The organism is Streptomyces sp. NPDC052701 (assembly GCF_040678355.1).
GTDB lineage: Bacteria > Actinomycetota > Actinomycetes > Streptomycetales > Streptomycetaceae > Streptomyces.
In genome coordinates, this window is the sequence record NZ_JBFATO010000038.1 from 66,809 (window position 1) to 73,737 (window position 6,929).

General features: G+C 71.4%; 4 protein-coding genes and 1 pseudogene. 2 read left to right on the forward strand and 3 right to left on the reverse strand.

Annotation, left to right across the window (positions count from 1 at the left end):
* Positions 1–14: 14 nt before the first annotated feature.
* Positions 15–934 (reverse strand): annotated as a pseudogene (locus tag AB0L29_RS30290) (IS5 family transposase).
* A gap of 175 nt (positions 935–1,109) precedes the next feature.
* Here AB0L29_RS30290 and AB0L29_RS30295 point away from each other — a divergent pair.
* A complete protein-coding gene (locus tag AB0L29_RS30295; protein WP_365831591.1) occupies positions 1,110–2,000 on the forward strand; it encodes a hypothetical protein in 891 nt (296 codons plus the stop codon).
* A gap of 659 nt (positions 2,001–2,659) precedes the next feature.
* Here AB0L29_RS30295 and AB0L29_RS30300 read toward each other — a convergent pair.
* Together AB0L29_RS30300 and AB0L29_RS30305 are read right to left on the reverse strand one after the other, a co-directional pair.
* The gene (locus tag AB0L29_RS30300; RefSeq protein ID WP_365831593.1) at positions 2,660–4,228 is read right to left on the reverse strand and encodes a PQQ-dependent sugar dehydrogenase; all 1,569 of its coding nucleotides are present in this window, start codon (positions 4,226–4,228) and stop codon (positions 2,660–2,662) included.
* 311 nt (positions 4,229–4,539) lie between these two features.
* Positions 4,540–6,354 (reverse strand): ABC transporter ATP-binding protein, encoded by a 1,815-nt coding sequence (locus AB0L29_RS30305; protein WP_365831595.1) that lies wholly within the window; start codon positions 6,352–6,354, stop codon positions 4,540–4,542.
* A gap of 385 nt (positions 6,355–6,739) precedes the next feature.
* Between AB0L29_RS30305 and AB0L29_RS30310 the strand changes: the two genes are divergently transcribed.
* The coding region (locus AB0L29_RS30310; RefSeq protein ID WP_365831597.1) for a hypothetical protein at positions 6,740–6,929 on the forward strand (190 nt) is incomplete at its 3' end.

Sequence of the window (6,929 nt, forward strand, 5' to 3'; positions counted from 1 at the left end):
ACTTGTCCGGCCGGTCAAGTTCGTAGCCAGACGGTGAGGGCCGCCGGGGTCGCGGTGCCGAGGTAGGGGTAGCCGCGCTTGTCATAGCGGGTGGCGACGGCCCGGTGCTGTCTCAGGCGGTTGATCGCTCGTTCGACGGTGTTGCGCTTCTTGTAGCGGTCCTCGTCGAAGTCTGGTGGCCGTCCGCCGCGTGAGCCTTTGCGCAGGCGGGTGGCCTGGCTGTCGGTCTTCTCCGGGATCGTGTGCCGGATTCCGCGTCGCCGCAGGTATTCGCGGACGGGGCCGTTGCTGTAGGCCTTGTCGGCGGCGGGACTGTCCGGCCTCTTGCGGGGTCTGCCCGGCCCTGGCCGGGGCACGCGGATCTTGTCCAGGACGGGCTTGAACTGGGTGCACTCCGCTCGCCGGCCTGCGGTGACGATCAGGGGCAGCGGGCGGCAGCGGCCGTCCGCGCTCAGGTGGAGTTTGCTGGTGAACCCGCCGCGCGAGCGGCCCGGGCCCTCACCTCCACCAGGCGGGCGACCAGACTCTGCCACGGCGTTTCGTCCTGGTGTTCCACCTCGTCGGCCCCCTTCGACGCGAGGGCCGACGGCGGGTCGCTGCGGGCGCCGGCCGCGTGCCGATGCGCGCGGACGATGGTGGAGTCGACCGAGATGCCCCAGTCGATCTCGCCTGCCGCGTCCGCCGCGGCCTGGACCTGCTGGAGCAGACGCTCCCGCGTGCCGTCGGCGGACCACAGCCGGTGGCGTTCACAGGCGGTCTTCCACGGGCCGAACCGTTCGGGCAGGTCACGCCACTGAACGCCGGTCCGCACCCGGTGCAGAATCCCGTCGATCACCTGCCGGTGATCCCGCCACCTGCCACAACGCCTGTTGCTGACCGGCAGGAACGGCCACAGCCCTTCCCACTCGGCATCCGTCAGATCACCCCGCCCCATGCCCACATCAACGACACGACCGCAGAGTAGTCACATGACCGGCCGGACACGTCCCAGCCGCTCCCGGCAGGATGGCGTCCCCTTCAACGCTCGTCCTTTCCGGCTTCGGGCCCGTTCCCCTCGACTGGCCGTTTCGTTCAAGCCCGACGCAGCCGACGGATGACAGGGTTCTCGTATGAGCATGAATCTGGGTCGAGCGAGAGCGTTCATGGCCTCGCACGCACGAGTTCTCGATCAGCGGCGCTTCGAGGCCGTCGTCACCGGCAGCGACGCGGCTCGCCAGGCCGTCATCCACGGACTCGACGCCTACCGAAACCCCGATGGCGGCTACGGATGGGGACTCGAACCGGACCTTCGCGCACCGGAGAGCCAGCCGGGAGGCGCCCAGCACGCGCTCGAGGCGCTCGCCGACGCCGGCCCCGCGACCTCGCCGCACACCGCAGCCCTCCTCGACTGGCTGGACTCGGTGACCCTGCCCGACGGCGGGCTGCCGTTCGCGCTCCCGATCAGCGACCCCGTGGCGTGCGCCCCGTTCTGGGTGCAAGCGGATCCCTCGGAGTCATCGCTGCAAATCACGGCCGCGGTGGCGACGCAGGCGTATCGCGCCGCGCGCTGGGACGAGACCGTACGAGACCATCCATGGCTGGCGACGGCGACGCGCTACTGCTTCGACGCGATCCGCCGGATCGACGAAGCTCCCTTCGCGTACGTGCTCTCCTTCGCGCTCCAGTTCCTCGACATCGCAGCCGACACCCACCCGGAGGCGCTTGACCTGCTCGACCACCTCGGGCAGTTCGTCCCGAAGGACGGGGCACTCGCCGTCGTCGGCGGGGCCGAGGGCGAGACGCTTCATCTCCTCGACTACTCGCCCGAGCCCGGGCGGCCGATCCGCGGCCTGCTCGACCCCCAAGCCGTGTCGGACGACCTCGACCGTCTTGAACGCGGGCAGCAGCAAGACGGCGGATGGGCAGTCGACTTCACCAGCTATTCGGCCGCCGCATCACTCGAATGGCGTGGCTACACGACGGTCGGCGCCGTCGCTGTGCTGCGTATGAACGGACGCTGATCCCGGCGCGCTCCGGCCGCGGAGCGCGATCCGGCCCTGTTCTCCCACAGCTGCCGTCACCTGACAAGGAGCTGCCGGTGATCGTCGCCGCGATCTGTGGCGCCCACGCCCCCGGAGGGCTGCCGCGGTGGAGGGACGTCCCATTCGGTGAGCCGGTGGGGGCGGACAAGGAGGCGCGATGCGGCGGCGGATGCCCGCCTGCGCAGCCGTCGGCGCAGATGACCGCAGTCGCATCCCTGGTCGCCGCGGAGCTCGGCCGGGCGCCGGCGGCCCGGTCCGCGGCGGTGCGGCGCCGGCAGTGGAAGCCGGAGGGGCGGTGCCGGGGATGGTGCACAGCCGCTTCACGCCGCAACGGCGCTGGCGGACCGCGACGAACCGGAAGCGGTCCGCCAGCGCGTCTCCCCGGCGAAGTACGTGGCAGCCTTCCCCAGGACATCGGCACACCCGGGATCGACACCGCCGTCGGCGCGGGGAACGCCGCCGCCGTCGAGGCGGACCTCGCGGCGGGGGTGCCGATCGGCCGGACGGGCCGTCCGGAGGGGGCGCCGCCGCCGTGGTCTTCCTCGCCTCGGCGGACAGCAGCCTCATGTGCGGGACGGCCCTCTGCGCCGGCGGCGGCGAGCCGCGGTTCCGACTCCGCCGCACGCGGGCCCGTCGGCTCAGCGGCCGATGGCGCAGGCGTCACCGTTCAGGGTGAAGCGCGGTGGCGGTGACGTGTCCCCGGTGTGGTCGGCGAGGTAGCCGAGGGTGACGCTCGCGCCGGGCGCGATCGTGGCGTTGTGCGAGGCGTCGGTCGCCGTGATCACGTTGCTGCCCTGGGTCAGGTCCGTGTTCCAGTCGGAGACCACGGTCTGCCCGAGGGCCAGCGGGAACCGCAGCGTCCAGCCGTCGACCGGGGTGCTGCCGGTGTTGGTGACGGTGAGGTCGACCGTCATGCCGGTGCCCCAGGCCTTCACGGTGCGGTCCACCCGGCAGGCGGGTTCCTCCTGGGCGAACGACACCCGGTGCAGGCCGCCGGGCAGGTCGTTGACGACGTAGAACTCCCCGTCGGCGGTCGTGCCGATGGACGTCACCTGGGTGGGCATCTCCCCGATCTCGGCCTGCTCGTAGCCGCCCGCGCCGTCGGGGCGCAGCGCCCACACGGTCGAGGAGCAGTAGTCGGTGGCGATGTACGTGCCGGTGACCAGGTCCGCGTACTCCTCGCCCCGGTAGACGTGGCCGCCGATGACCGAACAGCCGCCGGTGTACGGGGAGTACGTGAAGACCGGCTCGGTGTACGTCTCGCCGGGCGCGCAGTCGCCGCCCTCGAACTTCTCCAGGCCCTCGTAGCAGGACCAGCCGAGGTTCGCCCCGCCCTCACCGCGCGCGAGGTGGTCGATCTCCTCCCAGCGGCCCTGGCCGACGTCGCCGATCCACATCGAGCCGTCGGCCTCGTCGAAGGAGAACCGCCACGGGTTGCGCAGGCCGTAGAGCCAGATCTCCTCGCGGGCGCCGGCCGTGTCGACGAAGGGGTTGTCGGCGGGGACGCAGTAGGGAAGCGTGCCGCAGGCCCGGCGCACGTCGATGCGCAGGATCTTGCCCAGGAGAGTGTCCAGCCGCTGGCCGGACTCGAAGGGGTCGCCGGAGCCGCCGCCGTCGCCGATGCTCCAGTACAGGTTGCCGTCGGGGCCGAACGCCAGCTGGCCGCCGTTGTGGTTGCTGTACTCGGCGTGTTCCTGGGAGAGGAGGACCTCCAGGCGGGACTCGTCGAGCCGGTAGCGGGCGAGGGTGACCGCGCCGTCGGGCAGGGCCGTGTACGCCACATACAGGTCCTGGCTTTCGGCGAAGTCGGGCGGGAGGGCGATGCCGAGCAGGCCGCGTTCGTTGCCGGACTCGTCCACGGCCGAGGTGATGTCGGCCAGCGGAGCCGAGGCCAGGCCGGTGTCCGGGTGGTAGACGCGGACGGTGCCGCGCTTCTCGGTGATGAACAGCCGGTCCGTGCCGTCGTCGGGGGCGGCGATGGCGGTGGGCCGTCTCAGCCCGGAGGCGACCTGGGTGGTGGTCGCGCTGAGCGACGGCAGGGGCACGGCCGAAGTCTTTGCCGCGGAAGGCCCGGCCGCCGCGGAGGACTCGGCCGCCGCGGGAGGCTCGGCCGTCGCGGGAGGCTCGGCCGCCGCGGCGGGCAGTGGGGTCAGGGCGGTCAGCAGGAGGGCCAGCAGAAGGGGCCCGGTCCAGCGGCGTCGTGGCATGTCGGCTCCGGAGGCGAGGACGCTTGCAGGGCGGCGGTGCTTCTCTCGGGCAACAAGCGCGACCGTTCCCCTGCGGGGTTCGACAGCATGGGAGCGCTCCCGCGCCCTCCAGGCTGCTCGCCGCGCAACGGGGCGGCAATGTGTGATTGCGCCACATTCGCCTCTGGTGGCTCAAACGCGGTCGTCGGCCGGCGGGGGCGGACGGGTGTGCTCCGGCCGGCCCCGGTGGCGCATCGGTCAGGGCCGGACCCTTCTCCTGGTCCGGGGCGTCGAGCATGTCGGCCTGGGAGCGGCCCGCGCCCGAGCCGGCGCTACCGCACCTCGCCCCGCCCGGCCGTGTCGTCGAGGAAGCCGCCCGACTGGTGCTGCCACAGCTTGGCGTAGGCGCCGTCGAGCGCGAGCAGTTCCTGATGGCTGCCCTGCTCGACGATCCGCCCGCGGTCGAGGACGACGAGCTGGTCCATGCCGGCGACCGTGCTCAGCCGGTGCGCCACCACCAGCGCGGTCCGCCCGTCCATGAGCCGCCACAGCGCCTCCTGGACGAGCAGTTCGCTCTCGGAGTCCAGGGCGCTGGTCGCCTCGTCCAGCAGCAGGATCGGCGCGTCGCGCAGGATCGCCCGTGCGAGGGCGACGCGCTGGCGTTGACCGCCCGACAGCTTGACGCCGCGCTCGCCCACCATGGTGTCGAAGCCGTCCGGCAGCGCGTCGGCGAACTCCGTGACATGGGCCGCCTCGGCCGCGCGGCGGATCTCGGCGTCGGTGGCTTCCGGCCGGGCGAACGCGATGTTGTCCCGCAGGGTGCGGTGGAACATCGCCGGGTCCTGCGGCACGTAGGCGATCTGACCGCGCAGGTCGGCCTGGCGCAGCCGGCTGATGTCCTGGCCTCCGACCAGGATGCGCCCGCCGTCGATGTCGGTCATCCGCAACAGCAGCCGGGTGAGCGAGGTCTTGCCGCCGCCGGACCGGCCGACGAGGCCGACTTTCGCCCCGCTCGGCACGGTCAGGTCGAGACCCTCGAACAGGGGCCGGCCGCCCCGGTGGGCGAAGGTCACCTTCTCGAAGCGGACGTCGGCGCTCCGCGGCCGCAGCGGTTCCGGTTCGGGCGGGTCGAGGACGGTCGGCGGAGTCAGGAGCAGTTCCGTGAACTGCGCGGCCTCCGTCATCGAACTCTCCAGCCGACGGTAGATCTGGTTGAACTCGAACATGATCCGGGTCGCGTTGTTGTAGTAGGCGAAGGCGACCACGATCGCCTCCACACCGTGCGCGCCCCCGCCGAGCATGACGGCGAGCAGCAGGCCCATCGCGTTGGTGAGCACGGACATCGGCGCGACCAGCGTGTCGATGCGCAGATTGCCGTAGTCCCACGACCGCAGGGTGAGCCTGCGCGACACCGCGACCCGGGCACGGTGCTCGGCCGCCTCGCGCTCCTCGGCGGCGAACGCCCGCACCGTGTCCATGTTCATCAGACTGTCGGCGACATGGCCCGCCACCCGGGCGATCGCCTCCTCACGCTGGTCGACGAGCGCTTGCCGCCGCCGCACGAGGGGCCCGACCAGCACCGCCGTGAGCGTGATCATCACCAGCAGGCCGACGACGAGCAGCGGTTCGTAGCGCCACAGCACCACCGCCCCGAACGCCAGTGGCACGAAGCTGCCGACGATCTGGAACGTCAGCGTGTCCACGAACGGCTCGAAGCGTGAGGCGAAGCTGAGGACCCGCTTGGTCAGCGAGCCGGCGAAGTTGTCGTGGAAGAACGCGGCGTCCTTGGCGAACAGTTCGTCCAGCCCGATCACGTACAGGCGCTCGATGCCGAGGGCGTCGAGCCGGTTGAGGCAGTGCAGGGCGATCCGCCACAGCGCCTCCGCGAGCAGCAGGACACCGGCGAAGCCGAGCACGAACGGCAGTGCCGAGGCGACCGTGACGTCCTTGCCGCCGGCGAGGTCGCCGACGAGCTTGGCGACGATCAGCGGCGCGACGTAGTTGATGCCGACGTTGCCCAGCGCCGACAGCAACATGGCGGGAGCCGTCCACCTGCGCAGCCGGGACAACTCCCGTCCGTAGTACCGAAGTGCCAGAAGCACCGAGCGCCTGCCCGGCTGAACCCCGCGTGTTCCAGGCGTTTCCATTCCACCCCTGTGTCGTCCTGTGGCCGCCCGCCACGCGCGCGTGCGGGCAGGGGCCATCACCGCAACGGATGTGTGGAGTTACGGGTCGAGTCCGGAAGTGTCCCGCGCCGGTGACTACGGAGTCCAAGTCTTTTCCGGCCGGGCGGTGGTGGGCGGGGAGCGCCAAGGGGCACGACGGCGGACTCGGGGGGCGGCCGGACCGCGGAAGGCCGGCCGGCACCCGCCGCAGCCGGGGCACATCGGCCTTTCCGCCGTTCAACGCGTCGTACGCCGCGCCATGCCCGCGTCGGCGCTCGGCCACCGGCGTCCTCCGCCAGACCCACAGCGGTTCACGAGGGAGCGGCCCGGGACCGCCGGTTCGTGCGGCCCGTACGAGGGCGGCGGCGTGGATAACGGCAAGATCCGCGCAGTTGACACATTCAACAAGCTCATGAAGGACCATGAGGGTTTCCGTACTCTCATGGAAACGACTTCCACTGAAGACAAGGAAGAAGAAGACTCAGCCGAGAAGCAATTGGACGTCGAAGCAGCCAATAAAATTGTCCGCGTCGATACGTCTGCTGAAGACCGAGAGA

Coding starts and splice junctions, on each gene's coding strand:
- AB0L29_RS30300 (WP_365831593.1), bottom strand. CDS start 4,228: ATGCCACGACGCCGCTGGACCGGGCCCCTTCTGCTGGCCCTCCTGCTG.
- AB0L29_RS30305 (WP_365831595.1), bottom strand. CDS start 6,354: ATGGAAACGCCTGGAACACGCGGGGTTCAGCCGGGCAGGCGCTCGGTG.
- AB0L29_RS30295 (WP_365831591.1), top strand. CDS start 1,110: ATGAGCATGAATCTGGGTCGAGCGAGAGCGTTCATGGCCTCGCACGCA.